The sequence below is a fragment of the Cellulomonas sp. KRMCY2 genome (genome assembly GCF_000526515.1).
Taxonomy (GTDB): Bacteria; Actinomycetota; Actinomycetes; order Actinomycetales; family Cellulomonadaceae; genus Actinotalea.
Window position 1 is genome coordinate 4442517 of the sequence record NZ_JAGF01000001.1, and the last position, 23959, is coordinate 4466475.

Below are 23959 nucleotides of genomic sequence, written 5' to 3' on the forward strand. Positions count from 1 at the left end.
TGCTGCCCTGCGGGCGGCGTCGTGTCCGAGGTCGGGCCCCGCCGTGCGGCGCTGTGCTGCGGGCTCACCGTCCGCCGGAGGATCCGTCGGAACCGCCGCCGGGCTTGTCGCCGTCCTGCGGGGAGCGCAGGCCGTCGTAGATCTCCTTGCAGATCGGGCAGACCGGGAACTTGTTGGGGTCGCGGCCCGGCACCCAGACCTTGCCGCACAGCGCGATCACGGGGCTGCCGGACAGTGCCGAGGAGAGGATCTTCTCCTTGCGCACGTAGTGGGCGAACCGTTCGTGGTCTCCCGGCTCGACCTCCTCACGGGTCTCCGAGCGCTCCAGCACGCTCGTGGAGGTGCCCGAGCCGCCGCCGGGTTCGCCGTGCGGGTCGTCCGGTCCGGTGGCGGGAGGAGTCGGCTGGCTCATGGAGATGAATCTTACGGCGAGGTGCCGACAGCCCCGGCACCCGACCGCGATCCGGCCCACCGGACCGCAGGGCTCACAGGGCTCACGGGGCTCACAGGGCTCACGCGAGTCGGGCCAGGATGCGCGAGGCCCGCGCGTCGTAGACCCGTCCACCGAGCACGATGCCGGTCACCAGGACTCCCACGCCGCCCACGACACCGACCAGGAAGGTCGGCAGCGTCGCCGCGGGACCCCACCACATCGAGGCCGCGTACAGGCCCAGCACCGGCAGGCAGAGCACGATCGTCGCCGCGGAGGTGACCACCTGGGCGAGCAGACTGGCCCCCACCGCGCCCATCTGCGCGGCGTACGGGTTCGCTCCCGGTTCCGGCACCGGGTAGGGCAGCAGCGTGCTGAACACCGCGGAGACCGCCAGGCCCGCGCACAGGACGCCGAGGGACGCACCGAGGGCGGCCAGGGCCAGGTCGCGTCGATCGGCCACGGCGACCCCGACCAGGCCGACGGCCACGGTCACCGGGGCCGCCCAGACGAGTGTGGCCGCCGCGCGGCCCAGGCGGTCCGCCCAGCCCGGGACCCGTGCCGAGACGTGCATCCAGAACGCCGAGCCGTCGAAGGCGACGTCGTTGTGCCGGCCCCAGCCGATCGTGCCCGCCATCAGCGGCCCCATGCTCAGCGCGACGGCCGCGGGGGCGTCGACGACGGTGGCGACGAGCAGCACGATGACGACCGGGGCCACGACGGCCCCGAGCAGCGCGCTGGAGTAGCGCGGGTCGGCGGACCAGTAGCGCAGGCTCCGGCGGGTCACCGCGGCCGCCGCACCGACACCCGGTCGGCGGCGGATCGCGCCGATCGGACCACCGGCCGCGGCGCCACCCCGCCGTCGGGCCGGGAGCATGCCGTCCCGACGCCTGCGCACCTGGCCACCGCGCGACGGCGGGCGGACGAGCGCCGCACGCAGCAGCGCGGACCAGCCGACGATGCCGACCGCAACCCATGCCGCCGCCAGCGCCACCCGGGTCAGCGCGCCGGCGACGTCACCGGCGGCCATCGCGGCCGGCGCTGCCCAGACCAGGCCGAGCGGCGTCCAGCCGAGCACCTGCGCGACGGCGGGGACCCGTTCGAGCGCGCCCTCGACCCCCACCGCACCGATCGCGACGACACCCGGGACGGCCAACCCGACGACGAGCAGCCCCAGCAGCGCGCCGACCTCCTTCGACCGGCGGGTGCCGAGCAGCCGGGCCGCCAGACCAGTGCTCAGCCGGGCGGCGAGCACGCAGGTCGCCAGCGCGAGCGGGGCTGCGGCGACAGCGACGGCCAGCGCCGCGCCGCCCTCCCACGGGCCGGCTCCCGACCGTCCCCACGCGATCGCCGGTGCGAGGCAGACCACTGCCGCGAAGACCGTCGGGACGCCCAGCAGGGACGCGAGCAGGAGACCGGGGACCAGCCGACGGACCGGCACGCCGAAGGTGGCGAAGCGGGTGATCTCGAGCGAGTCGTCCATGCCGGGTATGAGCACCGGGACGACGGCCCAACCGATGACCAGGACGGTCCCGGCGACCACGAGGACGTCGTGGCTCACCTCGACCGACTGCCCCGAGAGCCAGACCATGCCGCCGATGACGGAGGGCAGTGCGCTCAGCGCCCAGAGCCCGCCGAGGATCATGACCACCACGCGCCAGCCCTCGCTGCGCAGCGTGTGGCCGAGGATCCGCAGCTTCAGGCGGAGGACGGTCGCAGCCACGTCAGCTCCGGCTCTGCCGGTCCCCCGCCCAGCAGCCCGACGAACCTCTCCTCGAGGCTCTGGCCTGCACGCACCGCCTCGAGCGACCCGGCGGCGAGGACCCGACCGGCTGCCACGACGGCGACGTGGTCGCAGACCCGCTCGACGAGCGCCATGACGTGGCTCGAGAGCACGACCGTCCCGCCGGCCGCGACGAACTGGTGCAGGATCGCCCGGATCGCGCCGGCCGAGACGGGGTCGACGGCCTCGAACGGCTCGTCGAGCACGAGCAGGCGGGGTGCGTGGACGAGGGCGCAGGCGAGGGCGATCTTCTTGGTCATCCCTGCGGAGTAGTCGGCGACCAGCGTCCTGCCGGCGACGTTCAGGTCCAGCGCGACGAGCAGGTCGTCGCGCCGGGCTGCGATGACGTCGCGGTCGAGGCCGCGCAGCAGTCCGGCATAGCTGATCAGCTCCGCACCGGTGAGACGGTCGAACAGCCGCATGCCGTCGGGCAGCACCCCGAGCAGCGGCGCCGCGGCGGCCGGACGGGCCCAGAGGTCCACCCCGTGCACGTGGACGCTGCCGTGGTCGGGCAGGAGCAGCCCGGTGGCCATCGAGAGCGTCGTCGTCTTGCCCGCGCCGTTGGGTCCGACGACGCCGTAGAAGGAGCCCGCCGGGATCTCGAGGTCGAGCCCCGCGACGGCAAGCGTCGTGCCGAACCGCTTGACCAGCCCGCGCAGGGCAAGGGCCGGCGGCTGCACGTCGTCGGGCGCCGGTCGGCTCACCGGCCCACCCTACGGTGCGGGGTCGGGACCCCCGCCCGGCGGCCGGGTGAATCCAGGAGCACCGCGACGGGTGCGCACTCGCCACACCGCGGCGCCTGCGGCGAGCACGACGAGCAGGCCACCGAGGACCGCGACGCGGGCGCCGGCCGTCCCGGTGGCGGTCTGGGCGAGCACGCTCCCGGCCGGCGCCGCCTCGGCGGTGTCGCGCTCCGACGCCCGGGCGGTCGGCGCAGGCGTCCGGCTGGGGGGCGCTGTCGTCCCTGCGACCGGCGTCGTCCCGGGCACCGGCTCAGCGGCCGCGACCGGCGCCGGGCTCACCGCAGGCTCGACCGGTGGTGCCGGCTCCGGGTCAGGAGCAGGCGCGGGCGCTGGTGCTGGTGCTGGTGCTGGTGCGGGTGCTGGAGCGGGTGCCGGTGCCGGTGCGGGCTCAGCGGGTGCGGGCATCGGCGCGGACCCGTACGCGCCGAACACCTCCGTGCCCCAGGCCTTCCCGTCCTGGATCACGACGGCGATGCCGACATCCGTGTACGCGCCGCCGAGGATGTTCTCGCGGTGGCCCTGCGACTCCATCCATGACCTGTGCAGGCCGGCCACGTCGGCCGGTGAGTTCCAGGCGACGTTCTCCGCCGCAGCGGACCACCCGCCGGGGATCTGGGTCGCGTAGTCGGGGTTGTGGCTCAGCTGCCCGGCGTCGGCCATGCGCTGGCTCCAGGCAGCCGCGACACCCGACATCGAGCTGTTCAGCCGGAGCGGGCCGACCCCGGCGGCGGCACGCTCGGCGTTGATCATCACCAGGAGGTCCTCGCCGGCGTCGGCGTGCGCCGGGGTGGCGAGCCCGCCGACGAGCCCGACGACGCCGCCGACGCCGACGAGCAGGGTCGTGGCGGCTGCCGCGAGCCGAGAGCGCAGGCGACGGGACCGCGACGGCACGACCCGGGCGTCTGCTCGGCCGTCGTGTCCATCGGGTCGTGTCCGCACGCTGCTCCTCGGATGGGTGGGTGACGTGCCACGGTACGACGCCGGACACAGGAGCGTGTCGAATCGATCACGATACGGTCGAAGCGTCCACGCGCCAGGGTGCAGACACCTAGCCTGAGGCGCATGCGCAGCCTCCCGAGGTCGATCGCCGTCGTCGCCGTCCTGCTCCTTGCCGGGTGCTCGGCCGGCGGGGACGCGAGCACCTCGGAGCCCGCCTCGGACGTCGGAGGTGTCGAGAGCCAGGAGTCCGCCGCAGACGAGGCGGCGGCCCCGGCCGAGGACCGCGGCGTCGACGCCGGGACCGGCACCGACGTGAACCTGTCGAACCAGGAGTTCGTGGTCTCCGGCTCGCTGTCGATGACCGTCGAGGACCCGCACGCCGTCGCCGAGCAGGCAGCCCTGCTGGTCGAGCGCGTGGGCGGCAAGGTCCAGGAGCGCAACGAGCAGGTCTCCGCCGAGGCCGAGGCGACCAGCGTCTACCTCGTCGTGCGGATCCCGTCCGACCAGGTCACCGTCACGCTGGCCGACCTCGAGGAGCTCGGCACCGTGCAGGACCTGTCGCTGGTCACCACCGAGGTCACGGCCCAGGCGCGGGACCTCGACGCCCGCATCCGGGCACTGGAGATCTCGATCGCCCGCCTCGAGGACCTGCTCGGGCGCGCCGGGTCGATCACCGAGATCGTCAACGCCGAACAGGTCCTGACGGACCGCCAGGTCGAGCTCGAGTCCGTCCAGGCGCAGAAGACGGCCCTGGCCGAACAGATCGCGATGTCCACCATCCGGCTCGAGCTGTGGACCGAGGCGACGGCACCCGAGCCGGAGCCGGAACCCGGGTTCTGGGGCGGCCTCGTCAGCGGCTGGAACGCCCTGGTCGGCACCACGCGCGACGTGCTGCACGTCGTCGGCGTCCTGCTCCCGTGGCTCGCCGCCGGGGCGCTCCTGACGGCCGTGATCATCTACGTCGGCCGGTGGCTCGGACGGCGGCAGGCGGCAAAGGCGCCGTCTGCCGCGCCTTCCGGCCCGACGACGTCCCTCCCGTGGGACGCGCGTCGGGGGGCGGCCCGACCGGCCTACCCGAGCGGCTACGCGGGCCAGGGGCCGATGGACGCCCGGCCGGTACCCCAGCCGCCGGCCGCACCCGCAGCGCCGGAGCCCGCCCCGGCTCCGCCGGCCCCGACCGAACCGGCACCGACCGAACCGGCGCCCACCGCGCCGGGCGCCGTCGCGAGACGCACCAAGAGATCACCGACGCCTCCCGGGTGAGCCCGCCGCCGACGCCGCGACGGCCCGGGGCGGACCGACCTCGCCGAGCGGAGCTTCGGGTCGGCGCCCACCGACCGATCCTGTTGTCCACAACGGGCGGTTTGGACTGTTCTGCTCCCCTATGCTCGTCCCGTGCGGACCCGACCGCACGGGGGCGCAGGGGGTCTCGTGGACGGTGTCGCACTGCTCGAGCACGAGGTGCGCGAGCTCATCCGACGGCGCGGGGTCGACCCGCTGCGTGACCGCGAGTCACTTGCGGACCTGGTGCGCGACGTCGTCGCCGACTACGACGAACGCTCCCTGCGCGGTCACCTGCCACCCCTGGTCGATGCCGGGGCGGCGACCAAGGCCGTCGTCGACGCCGTCGCCGGCCTCGGCCCGCTCCAGCAGTACATGGACGACGACGAGGTCGAGGAGATCTGGATCAACTCGCCCGCCGAGGTCTTCGTCGCCCGGCGCGGTGAGCCCGAGCTGACGACGACGATCCTGACCGAGGTCCAGGTGCGTGAGCTCGTCGAGCAGATGCTCCGCGTCTCCGGTCGTCGCCTCGACCTGTCCAGCCCGTTCGTCGACGCGGCGCTGCCCGGCGGGGAACGGCTGCACGTGGTGATCCCCGACGTCACCCGCACGGCGTGGGCGATCAACATCCGCAAGTACCTCGTGCGGGCCACGCACCTCGACGACCTGGTCGCGCTCGGCTCGCTGACCCCGGCCGCTGCGCGGTTCCTTGCCGCGTCCGTGGCGGCCGGCCTCAACATCCTGGTGTCCGGCCCGACCCAGGCGGGCAAGACGACGATGCTGAACGCTCTCGGCGGGTCCATCCCACCGCGCGAGCGGATCATCACCGCCGAGGAGGTCTTCGAGCTGCGGATCCCGCACCGCGACGTGGTGGCGATGCAGTGCCGTCAGCCCAGCCTCGAGGGGACCGGGGCGATCACGCTGCGGCGCCTGGTCAAGGAGGCGCTGCGGATGCGGCCGAGCCGGATCGTGATCGGCGAGGTCCGGGAGGCGGAGAGCCTCGACATGCTCATCGCCCTCAACGCCGGCGTGCCCGGCATGTGCACCGTTCACGCGAACAGCGCGCGCGAGGCCCTGACCAAGATCTGCACGCTGCCGCTGCTCGCCGGCGAGAACGTCTCCGCGGCGTTCGTCGTACCGACGGTGGCCTCCGCGATCGACCTCGTCGTGCACCTCGACATCGACGCGCGCGGTCGGCGGCGCACCGCGGAGATCGTCGCCGTGCCGGGACGCGTCGAGAACGGAGTCGTCGAGACGGCAGACGTCTTCCACCAGCGCGACGACGTCCTGGTGCGCGCGGACGGCTTCCCGCCACACCCCGAGCGCTACTCCCGCATCGGTGTGGACGTCGCCGCTCTGCTGCGTCCACGCACGTCGGAGGTGGGCTGAGCCGTGGGCGTCGTGAGCGGACTGCTCCTCGGCGCCGGGCTGTGCCTCCTCCTGTGGTCGGTGACCTCGCCGGTCCCGCACCGACGGGAGCGTGGCCGGTGGTCGGAGTCGATCACCGACCTCCTGGTCCAGGCCGGGGCGCCGGGCGTCTCGCCGGCGGCGCTGATCGGCACCTGCGCGGTCACCGGCATGATGACCTGGGTCGTCGCGGTCGGTCTGACCCGGTCCCCGGCGATCGCGACCTGCTTCGCCCTGATGGCCGCGTACGCACCGGTGGGGCTGGTCCGCACCCGCGCCCGCAGTCGCCGCGCCGCGCTGCGCGGGGTGTGGCCCGAGGTCGTCGACCACCTCGCATCGGGCATCCGCGCGGGCCTGTCGTTGCCGGAGGCCCTCGGTCAGCTGGGTGATCGCGGGCCGGTCGAGCTCCGCCCTGCCTTCCGTGCCTTCGCCGAGGACCACCGCGCCAGTGGTCGCTTCGGTGACTGCCTCGACGCCCTCAAGGCCCGGCTCGCGGACCCGGTGGCGGACCGGATCGTCGAGGTGCTCCGGCTGACCCGCGACGTCGGCGGCACCGACCTCGGTCGGCTGCTCCGGACCCTCTCGGCGTTCCTGCGCGAGGACGCCCGGACCCGCGGCGAGCTCGAGGCCCGTCAGAGCTGGACGGTCAACGGCGCACGGCTCGCGGTGGCGGCGCCCTGGCTGGTGCTCGCGATGCTCTCCTCGCGGCCCGAGGCCGCCGCCGCCTACAACACCTCCGCGGGCGTCGCCGTCCTGGCTGCCGGGGCCGGGAGCTCGTTGGTCGCCTACCACCTCATGGCGCGCATCGGGCGACTGCCCGAGGACGTCCGGGTGCTGCGGTGATCGCCGGGTTGTCGCCCGCCGGCGTCGGCGCCGCTGTCGGCGCCGTCGGCGGGATCGGGCTGTGGATCGTCATCCTGCGGCTCAACGCCCGGCGGCCCCGCCTGGATGCGCGCCTGGCGCCGTACCTCCGCCTGCCCGGCGGCGCCTCGGCCCTGCTGCGGGTACCTGCGGTGCACTCACCGTTCCCGACGGTCGAGCGTCTGGTCGCACCGGTCATGCACGACGCGGTCCGCCTGGTCGAGCGGCTCGGCTCCCCCACCGTGGATCTCCAGCGTCGGCTCGACCGCGCCGGGCGACCCCAGACCGTCGAGGACTTCCGTGCCGAGCAGGTCGTCGCGGCAGCGCTCGGCACCGCAGCGGGCCTGGTCGTGGCCCTGGCGCTGGTCGCCGGTCGCGGCACCCACCCGGTGGCCGCCGCGGTGGTCGTGGCTGCCTGCGCCCTGACCGGGCTCGTCAGCCGCGACCAGCTGCTCAGCCGGCAGGTCAGGCAGCGGGAGGAACGCATGCTGGCCGAGCTGCCCACGGTCGCCGAGCTGCTGGCGCTCGCGGTCGGAGCGGGCGAGGGGGCGCACGGCGCCCTCGAACGCGTCGGACGGTCGACGCGCGGCGAGCTCTCGACGGAGGTACGGCGCGTCGTGGCGGACTGCCGTGCCGGCACACCGCTGACCGTTGCCCTGGAGCGACTGGCCGACCGGACCGGCCTGGTTGCTCTGAGCCGGTTCGCGGAGGCCATCGCTGTCGCGGTCGACCGTGGCACGCCGCTGGCCGACGTGCTGCGCGCCCAGGCGGAGGACGTCCGGGAGGCCAGCCGCCGCGGCCTGATGGAGACCGGCGGCCGCAAGGAGGTCGTGATGATGGTCCCGGTGGTCTTCCTGATCCTGCCGGTGACCGTCGTGTTCGCCGTCTTCCCCGGGCTGGCCACGCTGCGGCTCGACCTGTGACGGGCTCGACGTGCGACCGGCTCGGCCTGCCGCCGCCAGGCCGGCCTCCGGGCCACGACCGCGACCCGGACCGAACGAGGCCGACCCACCAGGGCCGTCCGACCGAGACACCTGGAGGACCCGTGGCACGTCCGACCGAGCCCGAGCTGCGTACCGCACCCGCCGACGACCCGGAGCGCGGCGACGTCCCCGGGTGGGTGCTCGTCACCCTCATGACCGCGGGGCTGGTGCTGGCACTGTGGGCCGTCGCCGGCCCGGCGCTCGCCGGGGTCTTCGAGTCCGCGATCGCGCGTGTCACCTCCTTCGGCGGCTGAGCGGGACCGCGGCTCCGCGGTCGTCGACTTCGTGCTCATCGGTGCGCTGACGACAGTCCTGTTCGCCGGTGTCCTGCAGCTCACCCTCACGCTGCACGTCAGGTCGACCCTGATCGACTGCGCGGCCGAGGGGGCGCGGTACGGCGCGCTCGCCGACCGCACCGTCGAGCAGGGCGCGCAGCGGACCCGGGACCTGATCGCGATGACGCTCGCGCCACGCTTCGCCCAGCAGGTCACCGCCGAGTCGACGGTCGTGGACGGCCTGGACGTCGTGCGCGTCGAGGTCACGGCTCCGCTGCCGGTCGTCGGCCTGCTCGGCCCGGCTGGAACCCTGGCCGTCGACGGCCACGCCCTCGCGGAGGAGCCATGAGCCGCATCCGGTCGGTGACCCTGCGGGTCGCTCGCACGGTCAGGGCACGGGCCCACGCCGCCCTGCACGACGCACCGGACCGCGGCAGCGCGATCGTCGAGTTCCTCGGTGTCGCGCTGGTGCTCCTCGTGCCCGTCGTCTACCTCGTCCTGGTGCTCGCCCGGATGCAGTCCGCGGCGTTCGCCGTCGACGGCGCGGCCCGGGAGGCAGCACGCGCCTTCGTCACTGCACAGGAGCCGTCGGCAGCGGCCGGCCGGGCCGTGACCGCCGCCGCCATCGCCTTCGACGACCAGGGGCTCGACCCCGCGGCCGCGGCCGGCGCGGTGGTCGTCGCCTGCTCGGCCGACCCGTGCCTGACGCCCGGGACTGCTGTGACGGCCACGATCGCGCTCGACGTGCCACTGCCGGGCGTCCCCGGCTGGCTCCAGGGTGTCGTCCCGCTCGCGGTCCCGGTCAGCGCCACGGCGACGGCCACCGTCGACACCTTCGCCGGAGCAGGCTGATGGCCTCGCGCCTGCGGCCGCGGGGAGACGACGGCCAGGTGATGCTGCTGTCCATCGCCTACGGGGTCCTCGCCCTGCTGCTCGTCACCGCTGTGGTCTCCGCCACCGGGATCCACCTCGAACGCAAGCGCCTGCTCGCCCTCGCCGACCTCTCGGCACTCGCGGCGGCCGACGCGATGGACGACCCGTCGTACTACTCACCGACAGCCCGCGACGCGGGTGCGGGGCTGGTGCGGCTGACGCCGTCGTCGGTGCGCGCCGCCGTGGACGACCACCTGGCCACCGCACCGTCGAGCACGCGCCTGACGGATGTCACAGTGATCGAGGCCACCACGACCGACGGCCGGACCGCCCGCGTCACGTTGCGCGCCATGGCCCACCCCGCCCTGCTGAGCTGGGCGACGGCGCCATGGTCGGACGGCATCGTGCTCCAGGTGACGGCCAGCGCCCGAGCCGGCTGAGCCCGCATCAACCCGAGCCGGCTGACGCGGCACCCACCCGACCTGCTCACGCAGTGACGGCCGGCCCCCGAGGGAACCGGCCGTCACCATGCACGTCAGCCTTGCCAGGCCGGGCGGCTCACGCCTTGACCGCACCCTCCATGATCCCGCGGACGATCTGCTTGCCGGCGACGGCCAGCAGCAGGATCAACGGGATGGTGGCCAGGAACGAACCGGCCAGGACGATGCGGTACTTGACGTAGTTGCCGGACGCCAGGTCGCTCAACGCGACACCGATCGTCTTGTGCTCGCCACCGCCCAGGGCGATCAGGGCCCACTGGAACTCGTTCCAGGTGCCGACCGCCGTGAGCAGGCCGAGCACGCCGAGTGCCGGCCGGATGATCGGGATGACGATGTTCCAGTACACGCGGAACGTCGAGGCACCGTCGACCCGGGCGGACTCCACGAGCTCGTCCGGGACCGAGTCCTGGATGAACTGGCGCATGTAGAACACACCGAACGCCGAGACGAGTCCCGGCACGATCACCGCGATGAGCTGCTGGTTCCAGCCGAACTTCGAGATGATGATGTACAGCGCGACGATGCCGAGCTGGTTCGGGATGGTCAACGTCAGGATCACGATGACCATCAGCTTGTCGCGACCCTTGAACCGCAGCTTGGCGAAGGCGAACCCGGCCAGCGAGCAGAAGAAGAGCAGCGACGCGGTGACGATCGTCGTGACGATGATGCTGTTCACGAACGAGTCGGCGAACCGCGCGTTGTCGTAGGACCGGCCCTGCTCGGTGATGTTGCCGAGCACGATGCCGACGTTGTGCATGAAGTTGCCGCCGGGCGTGACCTGGGGCGGCAGCTGCGCGAGCGTGGCGTCCGTGCCGGTCGCCACGACGAACATCCAGTAGATCGGGAACGCGCCGGCGATGATCGCGACCACCAGCAGCAGGTAGTTCCAGCCGCTGGCGGCGGTGTCCTGAGGGGAGCGGCCGAGGAGGGCCGCCTTGCGCCGGGTGACCGGTTCGGCGACCGGTGTCACCGTGCGTGCGTGGGACGGGCTGGTGCTCATCGCTTGCCACCTCCCAGGCGGTTGGTGATGAAGGCGTTGAAGGCCGCGATGACCACGATGATGAGGAACAGTCCCCAGGACATCGCTGCGGCGTAGCCGAGGTTGAGGTCCTTCCAGCCGATCTTGTAGATCAGCTGCGCAACGGTCTGCCACTGACCACGGGTACCACCCGTGGCCGCCTGGGCGTTCTGCTCGAAGAGCATCGGCTCGGCGAACAGCTGCAGGCCGCCGATGGTCGACAGGACCACCGTGAACAGGACCATGGGCCGGATCATCGGGACGGTGATCTTCCACAGCTGCTTCCACGCGTTGGCGCCGTCCAGGGCCGCGGCCTCGTAGACGTCCTTCGGGATGGACTGCATGGCGGACAGGTAGAGGAGCGCGTTGTAGCCGATCCACTTCCAGTTGACCATGAACGCGATGGCGGCCCACGACGTCGCCTTGGAGCCGCGCCAGTCGAAGCCGTCGATGATCTGACCCTGTCCCAGCTCGCTGTGCACCCCGAGCATGCCCAGCAGCCAGTTGGCCAGGCCGTAGTCACGGGCGAAGACGGAGGAGAACACGAGGGTCGAGGCGACGATCGGTGTGACGTACGGCAGCAGGATCCCGACCCGGAAGAAGTTCTGGGCCCGCAGCCGGCGGTTGAGCAGCGCGGCGACCACGAGGGCGAGGAAGAGCTGCGGGATCGTCGAGAGAAGGAAGATGCCGAACGTGTTGCCCAGCGCGTTCCAGAACCTCTCGTCCTCCAGCAGCCTGGAGAAGTTGGCGAACCCGGCCCAACCGTCCTTGTCCGGCTGGAGGATGCTCCAGTTCCGGAAGGCCACCACACCGTTGTAGATCAACGGGAACAGGCCGAAGACGGCGAACAGGATGAAGAAGGGCGAGATCAGCAGGTACGGCACGACCTTGTGGTCGAACCTGCCGAGCCGGGACTGCCACGCGCTGGGCGGTGCCTTCGGGCTCGGACTGCTGGTGCTCTCGCCCCTGGAGCGTGGTGCGACAGTCGTCGCTCCTGCGCCACTGGCGGCGGACATGGGACCTCCTGGGGTGACCGGGCAAGGCGGGTGGCCGGCACTGCGGACAAGAACGTAGCGAACCGCATCGGGTCCGCGCGCCGTTGGGCGGGGGTGAGCACTCGGCTCACCCCCGCCCAGCGGGCTATCGCGTCATCGACGCGGTGTGGCGATCAGCCTGCAGCGGCCGTCTCGGCCTCGGAGACTGCGCGGTCCCACGCCTCGGCACCCGTGGCGATGTTGCCCGCCTGGATGTCGTTGAGCACGTTCTCCACTGCCACGCGCACCGGGCCGTTCTTGAAGCCCAGGTACTGCGGGGTCAGACCCTCGGCCGTGGCCGAGAAGATCTGGCCGGTCGGAGCGTTGTTGAAGAACTCGTCGGTCTTCTCCTGGATGGCCGGGTCCTCGTACAGGGCCGGCTGCGACGGCAGGTTGCCGACGGTGTTGAAGATGGCGATCTGCTGATCCGGCTGGATGAGCCACTCGAGCAGGGCGTACGCCTCTTCGATGTGGGCACCCTGGGCCGGGATCGTCAGGAACGAGCCACCCCAGTTGCCGCCGCCGCCGGGGATCCCGGCGATGTCCCACAGACCCGTGGTGTCGGGCGCGGTGTTGCGGATGTGACCGGTCATCCACGCCGGGCAGGCGAGGGCGGCGAAGTCACCGTTCTGGAAACCGGCGTTCCACTCGTCCGACCAGGCGGCGATGTTGGCCGACAGGCCGGCGTCGATGATGGCCTCGGTGGTCTCGAAGGCGACCTTCGGGCCACCGTCCATGGCGAGCTCCTCGTCAGAGGTGAAGAAGCCCACCTCCTGCTGGCCGAGGATCGGGTTGAAGACGTTGGTCGCGTTGTCGATGAACTTCTTGCCACCCGCGTTGGCGACGTAGGTCTTGCCGGCCTCGATGAAGCCGTCCCAGCCCTCGGTGTCCCACAGGGCCGAGACCTCGGCGCGGTCGGACGGGAGGCCGGCTGCGGCGAAGAGGTCGTGGCGGTAGCACATGGCCAGACCGCCGACGTCGGTGCCGAGACCGATCTGGACAGCGCCGTCGTCCGCGAGGGTCGACTGCCACTTCCAGGGGAGGTAGGCCTCCTCGTAGTCACCCGCGCCGAAGTCCAGCAGGTTGGTGAACTTGTCGGCCTGCGAGCGGAACTGGACGACGAAGCCCTCGTCGATGGCCGCGATGTCCGGGGCGCCGGAGCCCGCGATGAGCTGCTGCTGCAGCGCCTCGTGCTGGGCGTTGTACTCACCCTCGTTGAGGGTGATGGTGATGCCCGGGTTCTCCGCCTCGTACTGGTCGACGAGCGGGCCGAGACCGAAGTCGCCCCAGAAGGCGATGGAGAGGTTGACGTCCTCAGCAGGAGCCTCGTCCGTCGCGGCGGACTCCTCGGTGCCGGGATCGGTCGTGTCGTCAGGAGTGCTGCTGCACGCAGTCAGCAGGAGGGCAGATGCTGCGCCGACCGCGAGCAGTGTCGCGGGACGGGATCGAGACCACTTCATGCCATATCCCCTTTGGTGTGGCTGTGGGTGCGCTCCCACGTTGGAGCGTTCCCACAATGTAGTCCGCGCCACGATCAGTCCAACAGCGCTGGCGGTCACGAGTTGATTACGATTCGGCTGGCGAACAAAGTCTCAGCACGCGATTCGTGGTCACGTTTCCACCGGCGGTGCGCGAGGGCTCTCCCACAGGGCTCCCACAGGCTCCCGGCCGTCCGTCCGTGGTCGCGTGACCGCTGATCAGGCTCCGTCGTGACCGCCGATCGGGTTCCGTCGTGACCGCTGATCGGGTTCCGTCGTGACCGCTGATCGGGTTCCGTCGTGACCGCTGATCGGGCTCCGTCGTGACCGCTGATCGGGCTCCGCCCGGGCGCCCGTCAGCCGGCCACGACGAGCGCGTTCGCGCTGCGCAGGACCCTCGGCGACGTCAGGGCGGCCGGATCCACCTGCGCCGCGGTCCGGACGGTGAACGAGACCGACTGGCCCGCCAGGAGGGTGACGAGCTGGTCGTCCACCTCGGCGTCCGGCGCGACCTTGTCCGCCAGCAGGGCCAGGTCACGGACCAGCGACCGGGCGCTCACGTCGACCCGGTAGCCACCGGCGACCTGCACGACCTCCGTCGTGAAGGGATCCGCCTCGTAGGCGACGTCCTTGTCCGGCGCGAAGAGGTGGATGCCGCGGACCACGCCGTCGCCCACGCTCGCCGTGACCACCAGGAGCTCGCGCGTGGCGTCGTCGGGCGTGACGAGGTCGACCGGCAGCGGGACCGTCGCCGTGCCGCGCGCGGGCACCTGGACGATCGTCTCGACGGTGGCCAGCACGACGCCGTCCAGGCCCGTCCGCTGGGCGACCACCACGGAGCGGCCGGCGACGTCGGTGTCGTTGACGAAGACCGCGACGAGCTCGTCGCCCCGCGGCTGGACCGTGACCAGCCGGTTCGCGCTCGCGGCCCGGAGGGCGTACCACAGCGGCTTCTTGCGCTCGTCGCTGTCGATCGCGGCCCAGGACGTGACCGGCCAGCAGTCGTTGAGCTGCCACACGATGCTGCCGGCGGTGCGCGGCCACCACGACCGGTAGTGCTCGATCGCGAACGCGACGGCGCGTGCCTGGTTGAGCGACGTGGCCCAGTGCCAGTCCTCGAAGTCCGCCGGCACGGGAAGGTGCGGAGCGAGGCCGCGGTCGAGCTTGCCGTTGCCGTCCTCCGCCTTCTGGTGCAGCAGGAAGGACTCCGACTCCTTGTCCAGCGCCGCCACCGGGACCGCTCGGGTCAGGGTCGCCCAGGTCGCCGGGGCCTGCCAGCCGAACTCGGAGCAGAACCGGGGGATGTCGTCGCGGTAGTGCGCGTAGTCGCGGGTGTTCCAGCACTGCCACTCGTGGTGGGTGCCGTGGTCGGGGTCGTTCGGGTGCTTCTCCCCGGCGGTGAACCCGTGCGAGTACGGGCTGTTGTCCGAGTACGGGCGCGTCGGGTCCAGCTCGGCGACGATGTCCGGGAGCACCTCGGTGTAGTACCTCAGACCCCAGGCGCGGCCCTGGAGATGCTCGGACCAGCCCCAGTCGGCGGCACCCCAGAGGGTCTCGTTGCCGCCGTTCCACAGCACCAGCGAGGCGTGCGGCGTCAGCCTGGCGACGTTCTCCCGCGCCTCCGCCTCGATCTCGGCCGCGATCGGGTCGACCTCCGGGTAGGCGGCGCAGGCGAACAGGAAGTCCTGCCAGACCAGCAGGCCGTGCTCGTCGGCCAGGTCGTAGAAGTCCTCGGTCTCGTAGCTCCCGCCGCCCCAGACCCGCAGCAGGTTGAGGTTCGCCCCGAGCGCCTGACGCATGCGCCGGTCCAGCCGGGCGCGGTCGATCCGCGTGAGCAGGTGGTCGTCCGGGATCCAGTTGGCGCCCTTGACGAAGACCGGGACGTCGTTGATCACGAACGTGAAGGCCGTCCCGTACTGGTCGACGCCGCGGTCCAGGACGACGGAGCGGAACCCGATGCGGCGCCGCCAGGTTCCCAGGCCGGCGTCGGGGTCGGACGCGCCGTCGGCGTCGGCGAGCCGGACCGTCAGGTCGTGCAGCGTGGCCCGGCCGTAGCCCACCGGCCACCAGCGCTCGACGTCGGGCACCACGACGGTCACGACGGCGGTCGTGGCGCCGGCAGGCACCGTGACCTGGGCAGTGACCTCCGACGTGACCTCCGCCTGCCGGCCGGCGACCGATGCGGTGACGATCAGCGGGACGTCGGCGCCGAGGCCGGAGCGCTCGATCTCGACGTGCACCTCGGCGCGCCCGGCGCCGTCGGCATCGACAGTCACGAGCGGGCGCACCTGTGCGAGGCGTGCGGTGCGCCAGCGCTCGAGCCGCACCGGCTTGCCGATGCCGGCGGTCTGGAGGTCCGGCCCCCAGTCCCAGCCGAAGCTGCAGGCCATCTTGCGCACGTAGGCGAACGGGTGCGGGTACGGCCGCGGCAGGTGACCCTGCTCGGCCTCGAGCGCCTCGGCGTGCTCGAGGGCCGGGGCGAAGGTCACTGCCAGGTCGTTGTGGCCCGCGACCAGGTCGCGCACGTCGACCCGGTAGGAACGGTGCTGGTTGGCCGTCCGCGCGACGACGTCCCCGTTGAGCTCGACCGTCGCGACGGTGTCGAGCCCCTCGAACACCAGGTCGACCCGCTCGTCCGGCGCGGCCGGCCGCGCAGCGAACGACGTGTGGTAGCGCCAGTGCGTCCGGTGCATCCACACCAGGGTCTTCTCGTTCAGGTCGAGGTACGGATCGGGGATCAGACCGGCGTCGAGCAGGTCCGTGTGCGTGCTGCCCGGGACGGTCGCGGGGACGGTCCGGCCGGCGATCTCGGCGGGGACGGGTCCGGCGACGGCGCGCAGCGACCACCCGTCGTGCAGGTGCTCGGTGGCGGGGACCGCCGGCCCGGCCGGGGACGGGGCGGCGGCGAGGACGTGCGTGGTGGCGGACATCGGGCTCATCTTCGGCTCAGGGGCTGGACGGGTCGGTGTCGGCCCGGCAAGGGATCCTACGGCTCCGGCGCGGATCGCCCCGCAGAACAACAGGTAGCCTGGACGGTCGTGGCAGCCACCGACTTCGCGAACGAGATCAGCGCCCTCCGGACGACCCTGGGCACGATCCGGGCGGTCAGCGACCCCGATGCCCTGCGGGCCCAGATCGCCGAGCTCTCGGACAAGGCGTCGGCCCCGGACCTGTGGGACGACACGGACGCCGCCCAGAAGGTCACCTCGGCGCTGTCCCACGCCCAGTCCGAGCTCGAGCGCCTCGACGGGTTCACCCAGCGCATCGACGACCTCGAGACGCTGGTCCAGATGGCTGTCGAGGAGGACGACGAGGACACCCTCGCCGACGCGGAGGCCGAGCTGGTCACACTCCGCAAGGACCTCGGCCTCCTCGAGGTCCGGACCCTGCTCGCCGGCGAGTACGACCAGCGCGAGGCCGTCGTGACGATCCGCGCCGGCGCCGGCGGGGTCGACGCTGCCGACTTCGCCGAGATGCTGCTGCGGATGTACCTGCGCTGGGCCGAGCGGCACGGCTTCCCCACCCAGGTCCTGGACACCTCGTACGCCGAGGAGGCGGGCCTGAAGTCCGCGACGTTCGAGGTCAAGGTGCCCTACGCCTTCGGGAACCTGTCCGTCGAGGCCGGCACGCACCGCCTCGTGCGGATCTCGCCGTTCGACAACCAGGGCCGTCGCCAGACGTCGTTCGCGGCCGTCGAGGTCATCCCGCTCATCGAGCAGACCGATCACGTCGACATCCCCGACAACGAGATCAAGGTCGACGTCTTCCGCTCGTCGGGCCCGGGCGGGCAGTCCGTCAACACGACCGACTCCGCGGTGCGGCTGACCCACATCCCGACCGGGATCGTCGTCTCGATGCAGAACGAGAAGAGCCAGATCCAGAACCGGGCAGCGGCCCTGCGGGTGCTCCAGTCGCGGCTGCTCCTGCAGCGCCAGGCCGAGGAGAGCGCCGCGAAGAAGGCGATGGCCGGCGACGTCAAGGCGAGCTGGGGCGACCAGATGCGCTCCTACGTGCTTCAGCCGTACCAGATGGTCAAGGACCTGCGCACCGAGCACGAGGTCGGCAACCCCCAGGCCGTGTTCGACGGCGACATCGACGACTTCATCGAGGCCGGCATCCGCTGGCGCCGTTCGCTCGACCGCGCCTGACGGACGCCCGCACCCCCCTGGGCGCCGAACCGCGTCGCACCGGGCGCCATGGCACCGGTGACCCGGGATCGACCGGTTTGACCGGATCACGCCGGTCGGGGTCGACGGCGGCACACACCCACAGCCGCCCGTGCGGCGTGTCCGGTCCGGCTCCGCCGTCGGGCCTGCATACCCTCGAAACGGCGTGAGCGCCGTGGATGTGTTCGTCCATGCCTCAAGCCCGCCCGCTGCCCCCGACGACTGGCTCCGAACCTGTGATCCGACTCGAGAACGTCACCAAGGTCTACGCCCGCGGCGCCCGTCCGGCGCTCGACGCCGTCGACCTCGAGATCGAGCGCGGCGAGTTCGTCTTCCTCGTCGGCGCGTCGGGCTCGGGCAAGTCGACCTTCCTGCGGCTCGTGCTCCGGGAGGAGCGCCCGTCGGCGGGCCGGATCTTCGTCGCGGGCCGGGACCTGTCGACCCTCTCGACCTGGCGGGTGCCGCACCTGCGCCGCCAGATGGGCGCCGTCTTCCAGGACTTCCGGCTGCTGCCCAACAAGACGGTCTTCGAGAACGTCGCCTTCGCGCTGCAGGTCATCGGCAAGCCGCGGCACCACATCATGACGACGGTGCCCGACACCCTCGAGCTCGTCGGCCTCGGCGGCAAGGAGAAGCGCCGCCCGCACGAGCTGTCCGGTGGCGAGCAGCAGCGCGTGGCCATCGCCCGCGCGTTCGTCAACCGGCCGTCGATCCTGCTCGCGGACGAGCCGACCGGGAACCTCGACCCCACGACCTCGGTCGGGATCATGCGCCTGCTCGACCGGATCAACCGCACCGGCACGACGGTCGTCATGGCGACGCACGACGACGAGATCGTCGACCAGATGCGCAAGCGCGTCATCGAGCTCGACTCCGGCCAGATGGTGCGCGACCAGTCGCGCGGCGTCTACGGATCGACGCGCTGAGGGGATGACCAGATGAGACTCCAGTTCATCCTCTCCGAGATCGGCCTCGGCCTGCGCCGCAACCTGTCGATGACGATCTCGGTCATCCTGGTGACCTTCGTGTCCCTGACGTTCGTCGGCGCAGCCGGCCTGCTCCAGCTGCAGATCGACCAGATGAAGGACGACTGGTACGACCGCGTCGAGGTGTCCATCTACCTGTGCCCGCAGGACTCGGACGCCCCGACCTGCGCCGGCGGTGAGGCGACCCAGGAGCAGATGGACGCCCTGCGCGCCCAGCTCGAGTCCGAGACCCTCGCGCCCTACGTCGAGCAGGTCTACTTCGAGAGCAAGGACGACGCCTTCGTCGCGTTCCAGAAGCTCTACCCCGACGAGTGGTGGGCGCAGGGCATCACCGCCGAGCAGCTGCAGGCCTCGTTCCGGGTGGCCCTGATCGACCCGCAGGACTACCAGGTCGTCTCGGACGTGTTCACCGGCCAGCAGGGCGTCGAGGAGGTGCGCGACCAGAGCGAGGTCATCGAACCGCTGATCCTCGTGCTCAACCGGACGAGCCTCGTCGCGGCCGGTCTCGCCGCCGTCATGCTGCTGGCCGCCGTCCTGCTGATCACCACGACGATCCGGCTGTCGGCGATGAGCCGACGCCGTGAGACGGGCATCATGCGCCTGGTCGGCGCCTCGAACCTGTTCATCCAGCTCCCGTTCATGCTCGAGGGCGCGATCGCCGCGACGATCGGGGCGGCGATGTCCGTCGCCGGCCTGTGGTTCGGCGTGCGCTACCTCATCGAGGACTGGCTCGCCCAGTCCGTCCGGTTCATCCCGTACATCGACGCGAGCGCCGTCTGGACGGTCGCGCCCGTGCTGATGGCTGTCGCGATCGTGCTCGCGGCGATCTCCTCCGTCGTGACCTTGAGCCGCTACACGAAGGTGTGAGGACCATGTCGCAACGATCGAGCCGCCTCCGCGCCGCACTGGCGACCCTCCTCGCGGTCGCCGTCCTGGTCGTCGGGCTGCCGGCCTCGGCCGACGAGTACGACGACCAGCGGGCCCAGGCCGAGGCACGGCAGAACGCCGTCGACCAGGCCATCACCGACCTCCAGTCCGAGCTCGAGGACACCGACGCGGCACTGGTCGCGGCCTACGCCGAGCTCCAGGGCATCGAGGCGCAGATCGTGGTGGCCCAGGAGCAGCTCACCGCCGCCGAGGCGCTGCTCGCCCAGCTGCAGCGCGAGGCCGCGATCATCGCCGAGCGCCTCGAGGTGGCCAAGGCCGAGGAGGCCTCGATCACCGCGCAGATCACTGCCGACACCGAGCGTGCCGACCAGATCCGGATCGCCATCGGGCAGATGGCGCGGGACGCCTACAAGGGCGACATGGCGGCATCGTCGTTGTCCGCCGTGCTCGACGCGGACAGCACCGACGAGTTCGTCCAGCAGTCGGCGCTCGCCGAGACCGCGCTGCGCACCCAGACCCAGGCGCTGCGGGACGTCGACCAGATCAACGGCGTCAACCGCAACCGTGAGGCTCGGCTGGCTGCTGTGCGTGAGCAGATCACCGGACTCAAGGCCGAGGCCGACGCCAAGGTCGTCGAGGCCGACGCCGCCCGCGCCGCTGCCGAGGCCCGCACCGTCGAGCTGGACGGGCTGCAGGCCGAGGCCCAGGCCAAGACGGCCCTGATCGAGCGGCAGAAGGCCGACCAGCTGGCGAAGCAGCAGGAGCTCGAGGCGCAGCAGGCAGCGCTCACCGCCGAGCTGAACGAGATCATCCGGCTGCAGGAGGAGCGTCGACGGCAGGAGGCCGAAGCCGCCAAGGCAGGGCAGGGTGCGGGTCCGACGACCGGCTCGACAGCCGACCGCCCCTTCATCAACCCGACCTCGGTCAACCCGATGGTCGTCACCTCCAGCTACGGCATGCGGCTCCACCCGATCCTGGGATACGTCCGGCTGCACGCGGGGACAGACCTGCGGACGTACTGCGGCACCCCGATCTACGCCGCCGCGAGCGGCACCGTCGAGTGGGCGACGGCCCGCGCCGGCTTCGGGAACCAGGTGCTGATCAACCACGGCTACTGGAAGGGCTCGGCGCTGATGTCGAGCTACAACCACCTGAGCAGCTTCGCGACGCGCGGCGGCGCGTCGGTCTCGCAGGGTGAGCTCATCGGGTACTCGGGCAACACCGGCACCTCCGCCGCGTGCCACCTGCACTTCGAGGTCTACGTCAACGGCTCGACGGTCGACCCGCGACCGATGATCAACGCCTAGCGCCAGGAGTATCCCGGCGACCGTCCGACGGGCGACCCCGTAACCTTGGACCATGGCCAAGGAGAGTGGGCGGAAGCTCGTCGCGAGCAACAAGAAGGCGCGGCACGACTTCCACATCGACGACACCTTCGAGGCCGGCCTCGTCCTGACCGGCACCGAGGTCAAGGCGCTGCGCGCCGGCCGGGCCTCGCTCGTCGACGGCTACGCGGTCGTCGACCGGGGCGAGGCATGGCTCGAGGGCGTCCACATCCCCGAGTACACCGAGGGCACCTGGACCAACCACGCACCGCGCCGCAAGCGCAAGCTGCTGCTGCACCGCCGTGAGATCGAGGAGCTCCAGCACGAGACCCAGGCCAAGGGATGCACGATCGTCCCGCTGGCCCTGTACTTCGTCGACGGTCGCGCCAAGGTCGAGATCGCTCTCGCGCGTGGCAAGAAGGAGTACGACAAGCGCAACACCCTGCGCGAGAAGCAGGAGAACCGCGAAGCCCAGGCGGCGATGAGCCTGCGAAGGCAGCACGGAGCACCCTAGGCTTCAGGCATGCCCTTGCCTGTGAAGCCCGTGCCGCGCCGTGCCCGCGACCTCCTCGGACGTGCGCTCGGCCTGGCAGGCATCACGCTCCTGATGGCGGTCCTCCCGTCGGCCACCGCGTCGGCCACCACGTCGGCCACGGACGGCGAGGACACGGTCCTGCTCTACGACATGACCGTCGACCTCGACTCCGACGGTGGCGCCCACGTCACGCTCGACCTGGACGTCGACTTCGGCACCGAGCCCAACCACGGTCCGTTCCTGACCTACATCGTCAAGCAGCGCTTCGACGAGGCCCAGGACCGCGTCTACCGGATCACCGACGTGCGCGCCGAGAGTCAGACCGCTGCCGCCGAGGTCGCTGTCGAGGAGGACAGCGGCTGGCTCGAGATCCGGATCGGCGACGAGAACCGCGAGGACGTCGTCGGCGTCCACTCGTACCACGTCACCTACCAGGTCGAGGGCTGGGTCAACTCCGCCGAGGCCTTCGGCGAGGAGCACGACGAGCTGTACCTCAACGTCATCGGCGACCGGTGGGAGATCCCGATCAGCGAGGCTCGCGTGACGGTCAACGGACCCGAGCAGGTCAGCGACGCGCTGTGCCTGACCGGCCAGGCCAGCCGGACGCCGTGCACCAGCTCGTCGCACGACGGGCTGACGGCATCGTTCACGCAGGAGGCCCTCGAGCCCGGGCAGGAGCTCACCGTGGCCGTCGGCTTCCCCGCCGGCACCTTCCGCGGCGTCGAGCCCGTCCTGCAGGAGCGGTGGGCCGTGGACCGTGCGTTCGAGGTGACACCGGTGACCGGCGCGCTCGCGGCGCTCGGCCTGATCGGCGGGGTCGGCGCTGTCACGGTGACAGCCCGCCGGCGCGGCCGCGACGAGCAGTACCTCGGGCTCACGCCCGGCCTCACGCCGGCCGACGGCCAGGTGGCGACCGTCGGCGGTCGGCGCCGGGGCCCCGTGACCGTCCAGTTCACCCCGCCGGAGGGCTTCCGGGCCGGACAGCTCGGGACCCTGGTCGACGAGGTCGCCGACCCGCACGACGTGACGGCGACGATCATCGATCTCGCGGTGCGCGGCTACCTGGTGATCGAGCAGACCGAGAGCCCCGACGAGCGCGGCAGCGGTGGCGCCTGGCGACTCGCGCGCGTCCCGGCGATGCAGGACCGGTACCTGCTGCCCTTCGAGCGGCTCCTCATGCAGGAGATCTTCGCCGGGCGCGACGCCGTCAACCTGACCGACCTCCGCACGACGTTCGCGGTGTCGATGTCGAAGGTCCAGGACGCCCTGTACGAGGACGTGACGACGCGCGGCTGGTTCCGAGGCAACCCGAAGCAGGTGCGCACGGCCTGGCTGGGTGCCGGCCTGGCGCTGGCCGTTCTCGGCGTCGTCGTGACGGCCGGCCTGGCCGTCTGGACGTCCCTCGCACTCCTCGGCGTCCCGTTGGCGGTCGCGGGCATCCTGCTGGCCGCGGTCTCCAAGGCGGCACCTGCGCGCACCGCGGACGGCACGGCGGTGCTCGCCCAGGCGCTCGGCTTCCAGCACTACCTGGCGACGGCGGAGGCCAACCAGCTGCGGTTCGAGGAGGACGAGGACCTGTTCAGCCGGTATCTGCCGTTCGCGGTGGCCTTCGGGCTGACCGAACGGTGGGCGAAGCTCTTCGCGGAGCTTGCCGCCCAGGGCCGCGTGCTCCCCGAGCCCACCTGGTACGTGGGGTCGACCTACGGCCAGATGGCGTTCTGGGCCGGTGCCGGGACGCTCGCCCACGACCTGACGAGCTTCACGCACATCGCCGAGGCGACGATCTCGGCCCCGACGCCCGGCTCCTCGGGTGCCTCCGGGTTCAGTGGCGGGTTCTCCGGCGGGGGCGTCAGCGGGGGCGGCGGCGGCAGCTGGTAGGTGGGGGGCCTCGACGTCCGCCTACCAGGTCGAAGGGCGTGGTGTCGCGGGGCGCTGCCGGGCAGGTGTCCCGGGCACCGCCGGGGCCGCCAGGCGGAATACCGGCAGGGCTGCGGCCGTTGTCGACTACGATTGACCTGCACGGCCGGTTCGGGGTCCGCCCCGCTCGGTCGGGTGCTTGACAACTGCACAGGGGGTGATCGGTTTCGACGATGGTTGTCGATCCAGGAGAAGCGGGCCGAGGATGCAGGGTTATCTCGTCAACGCTCCCTGCAAACTAATAGGTGCCGATTCCAAGCGCACCGACTTCGCACTCGCCGCCTGAGCGAGTCCTGAAGTCCGTCAGCCCGGGGATGCTCTCGCTCCGGTTCCTGGCGTCATCTAGAGAGCCACTGCTCGTAGCCCACGTTCACCGGGGCAACGGGAACACTTAGGTGACTGAGCCCGTCAGCGACTTGCCTGTGAGATTGCTGGGGCCGAGAAACTCGTAGCAGGCTGCGCCCGGAGAAGTCCTGGTTCACTGCCGTCGGACGCGGGTTCGATTCCCGCCACCTCCACCCCTCTGACCTGCGGAAA

General features: G+C 71.9%; 22 protein-coding genes and 1 other RNA gene. 15 read left to right on the forward strand and 8 right to left on the reverse strand.

Features of this window, described 5'->3' with window-relative positions; genetic code table 11:
• Window positions 1–64: 64 nt before the first annotated feature.
• The 4 genes from K415_RS0120930 to K415_RS23145 all read right to left on the reverse strand — a co-directional run bounded on the left by K415_RS0120930 (window position 65) and on the right by K415_RS23145 (window position 3895).
• On the reverse strand, window positions 65–412 hold the full coding sequence (locus K415_RS0120930; protein ID WP_024288970.1) for a DUF3039 domain-containing protein: 348 nt from the start codon (window positions 410–412) through the stop codon (window positions 65–67).
• 100 nt (window positions 413–512) lie between these two features.
• Window positions 513–2153 carry a hypothetical protein gene (locus K415_RS22295; RefSeq protein WP_024288971.1) on the reverse strand — a complete coding sequence of 547 codons (1641 nt, stop codon included), beginning with the start codon at window positions 2151–2153 and terminating at the stop codon, window positions 513–515.
• Window positions 2129–2917, reverse strand: coding sequence for an ABC transporter ATP-binding protein (locus K415_RS0120940; protein ID WP_024288972.1), 789 nt, complete (start codon window positions 2915–2917; stop codon window positions 2129–2131). The genes K415_RS22295 and K415_RS0120940 overlap by 25 nt, the downstream gene beginning before the upstream one ends.
• A 9-nt stretch (window positions 2918–2926) precedes the next feature.
• Window positions 2927–3895 (reverse strand): CAP domain-containing protein, encoded by a 969-nt coding sequence (locus K415_RS23145; protein ID WP_155859544.1) that lies wholly within the window; start codon window positions 3893–3895, stop codon window positions 2927–2929.
• Between the two features lie 123 nt (window positions 3896–4018).
• Here K415_RS23145 and K415_RS0120950 point away from each other — a divergent pair, with 123 nt between their 5' ends.
• The 8 genes from K415_RS0120950 (at window position 4019) to K415_RS0120985 (ending at window position 10015) form a co-directional block, all read left to right on the forward strand.
• Window positions 4019–5158, forward strand: a complete 1140-nt coding sequence (locus K415_RS0120950) for a DUF4349 domain-containing protein (protein ID WP_024288974.1) — start codon at window positions 4019–4021, stop codon at window positions 5156–5158.
• 168 nt (window positions 5159–5326) lie between these two features.
• On the forward strand, window positions 5327–6565 hold the full coding sequence (locus K415_RS0120955; RefSeq protein WP_024288975.1) for a CpaF family protein: 1239 nt from the start codon (window positions 5327–5329) through the stop codon (window positions 6563–6565).
• A 3-nt stretch (window positions 6566–6568) separates the two neighbouring features.
• Window positions 6569–7426 carry a type II secretion system F family protein gene (locus K415_RS0120960; protein ID WP_024288976.1) on the forward strand — a complete coding sequence of 286 codons (858 nt, stop codon included), beginning with the start codon at window positions 6569–6571 and terminating at the stop codon, window positions 7424–7426.
• Complete coding sequence (locus tag K415_RS0120965) at window positions 7423–8367, forward strand: type II secretion system F family protein (protein WP_231494949.1); 945 nt, start codon at window positions 7423–7425, stop codon at window positions 8365–8367. Before K415_RS0120960 ends, K415_RS0120965 begins: the two co-directional genes overlap by 4 nt.
• A gap of 122 nt (window positions 8368–8489) precedes the next feature.
• Window positions 8490–8681: a hypothetical protein gene (locus tag K415_RS0120970; protein ID WP_024288978.1), complete on the forward strand. Its 192-nt coding sequence runs from the start codon at window positions 8490–8492 to the stop codon at window positions 8679–8681.
• On the forward strand, window positions 8659–9051 hold the full coding sequence (locus tag K415_RS0120975) for a TadE family protein (protein ID WP_024288979.1): 393 nt from the start codon (window positions 8659–8661) through the stop codon (window positions 9049–9051). Before K415_RS0120970 ends, K415_RS0120975 begins: the two co-directional genes overlap by 23 nt.
• On the forward strand, window positions 9048–9554 hold the full coding sequence (locus tag K415_RS0120980) for a TadE/TadG family type IV pilus assembly protein (RefSeq protein ID WP_024288980.1): 507 nt from the start codon (window positions 9048–9050) through the stop codon (window positions 9552–9554). Before K415_RS0120975 ends, K415_RS0120980 begins: the two co-directional genes overlap by 4 nt.
• Entirely contained in the window at window positions 9554–10015 is a 462-nt protein-coding gene (locus K415_RS0120985; RefSeq protein ID WP_024288981.1) for a pilus assembly protein TadG-related protein, read from the forward strand. The genes K415_RS0120980 and K415_RS0120985 overlap by 1 nt, the downstream gene beginning before the upstream one ends.
• Window positions 10016–10133: 118 nt before the next feature.
• Here the strand turns inward: K415_RS0120985 and K415_RS0120990 are convergent, their stop codons facing one another.
• From K415_RS0120990 to K415_RS0121005, 4 genes are all read right to left on the reverse strand, one after another.
• On the reverse strand, window positions 10134–11075 hold the full coding sequence (locus K415_RS0120990; RefSeq protein WP_024288982.1) for a carbohydrate ABC transporter permease: 942 nt from the start codon (window positions 11073–11075) through the stop codon (window positions 10134–10136).
• The gene (locus K415_RS0120995) at window positions 11072–12109 is read right to left on the reverse strand and encodes a carbohydrate ABC transporter permease (RefSeq protein ID WP_024288983.1); all 1038 of its coding nucleotides are present in this window, start codon (window positions 12107–12109) and stop codon (window positions 11072–11074) included. Before K415_RS0120995 ends, K415_RS0120990 begins: the two co-directional genes overlap by 4 nt.
• A gap of 152 nt (window positions 12110–12261) precedes the next feature.
• Window positions 12262–13587 carry an ABC transporter substrate-binding protein gene (locus K415_RS0121000; RefSeq protein WP_024288984.1) on the reverse strand — a complete coding sequence of 442 codons (1326 nt, stop codon included), beginning with the start codon at window positions 13585–13587 and terminating at the stop codon, window positions 12262–12264.
• A gap of 374 nt (window positions 13588–13961) precedes the next feature.
• Window positions 13962–16535, reverse strand: a complete 2574-nt coding sequence (locus tag K415_RS0121005) for a glycoside hydrolase family 2 protein (protein ID WP_024288985.1) — start codon at window positions 16533–16535, stop codon at window positions 13962–13964.
• A 108-nt stretch (window positions 16536–16643) separates the two neighbouring features.
• Here K415_RS0121005 and prfB point away from each other — a divergent pair, with 108 nt between their 5' ends.
• From prfB to ssrA, 7 genes are all read left to right on the forward strand, one after another.
• Window positions 16644–17753, forward strand: coding sequence for a peptide chain release factor 2 (gene prfB, locus K415_RS0121010; RefSeq protein WP_024288986.1), 1110 nt, complete (start codon window positions 16644–16646; stop codon window positions 17751–17753).
• Window positions 17754–18007: 254 nt separating this feature from the next.
• The gene (gene ftsE, locus K415_RS0121015) at window positions 18008–18697 is read left to right on the forward strand and encodes a cell division ATP-binding protein FtsE (RefSeq protein WP_024288987.1); all 690 of its coding nucleotides are present in this window, start codon (window positions 18008–18010) and stop codon (window positions 18695–18697) included.
• A 12-nt stretch (window positions 18698–18709) separates the two neighbouring features.
• Window positions 18710–19624, forward strand: coding sequence for a permease-like cell division protein FtsX (gene ftsX, locus K415_RS0121020; protein WP_024288988.1), 915 nt, complete (start codon window positions 18710–18712; stop codon window positions 19622–19624).
• 5 nt (window positions 19625–19629) lie between these two features.
• Window positions 19630–20952: a M23 family metallopeptidase gene (locus tag K415_RS0121025; RefSeq protein WP_024288989.1), complete on the forward strand. Its 1323-nt coding sequence runs from the start codon at window positions 19630–19632 to the stop codon at window positions 20950–20952.
• A 52-nt stretch (window positions 20953–21004) separates the two neighbouring features.
• Complete coding sequence (gene smpB / locus K415_RS0121030; protein WP_024288990.1) at window positions 21005–21484, forward strand: SsrA-binding protein SmpB; 480 nt, start codon at window positions 21005–21007, stop codon at window positions 21482–21484.
• Between the two features lie 9 nt (window positions 21485–21493).
• Window positions 21494–23383, forward strand: a complete 1890-nt coding sequence (locus tag K415_RS0121035; protein WP_081785135.1) for a DUF2207 domain-containing protein — start codon at window positions 21494–21496, stop codon at window positions 23381–23383.
• Window positions 23384–23575: 192 nt separating this feature from the next.
• Window positions 23576–23943, forward strand: a transfer-messenger RNA (tmRNA) gene (ssrA, locus tag K415_RS23685).
• Window positions 23944–23959 lie beyond the last annotated feature (16 nt).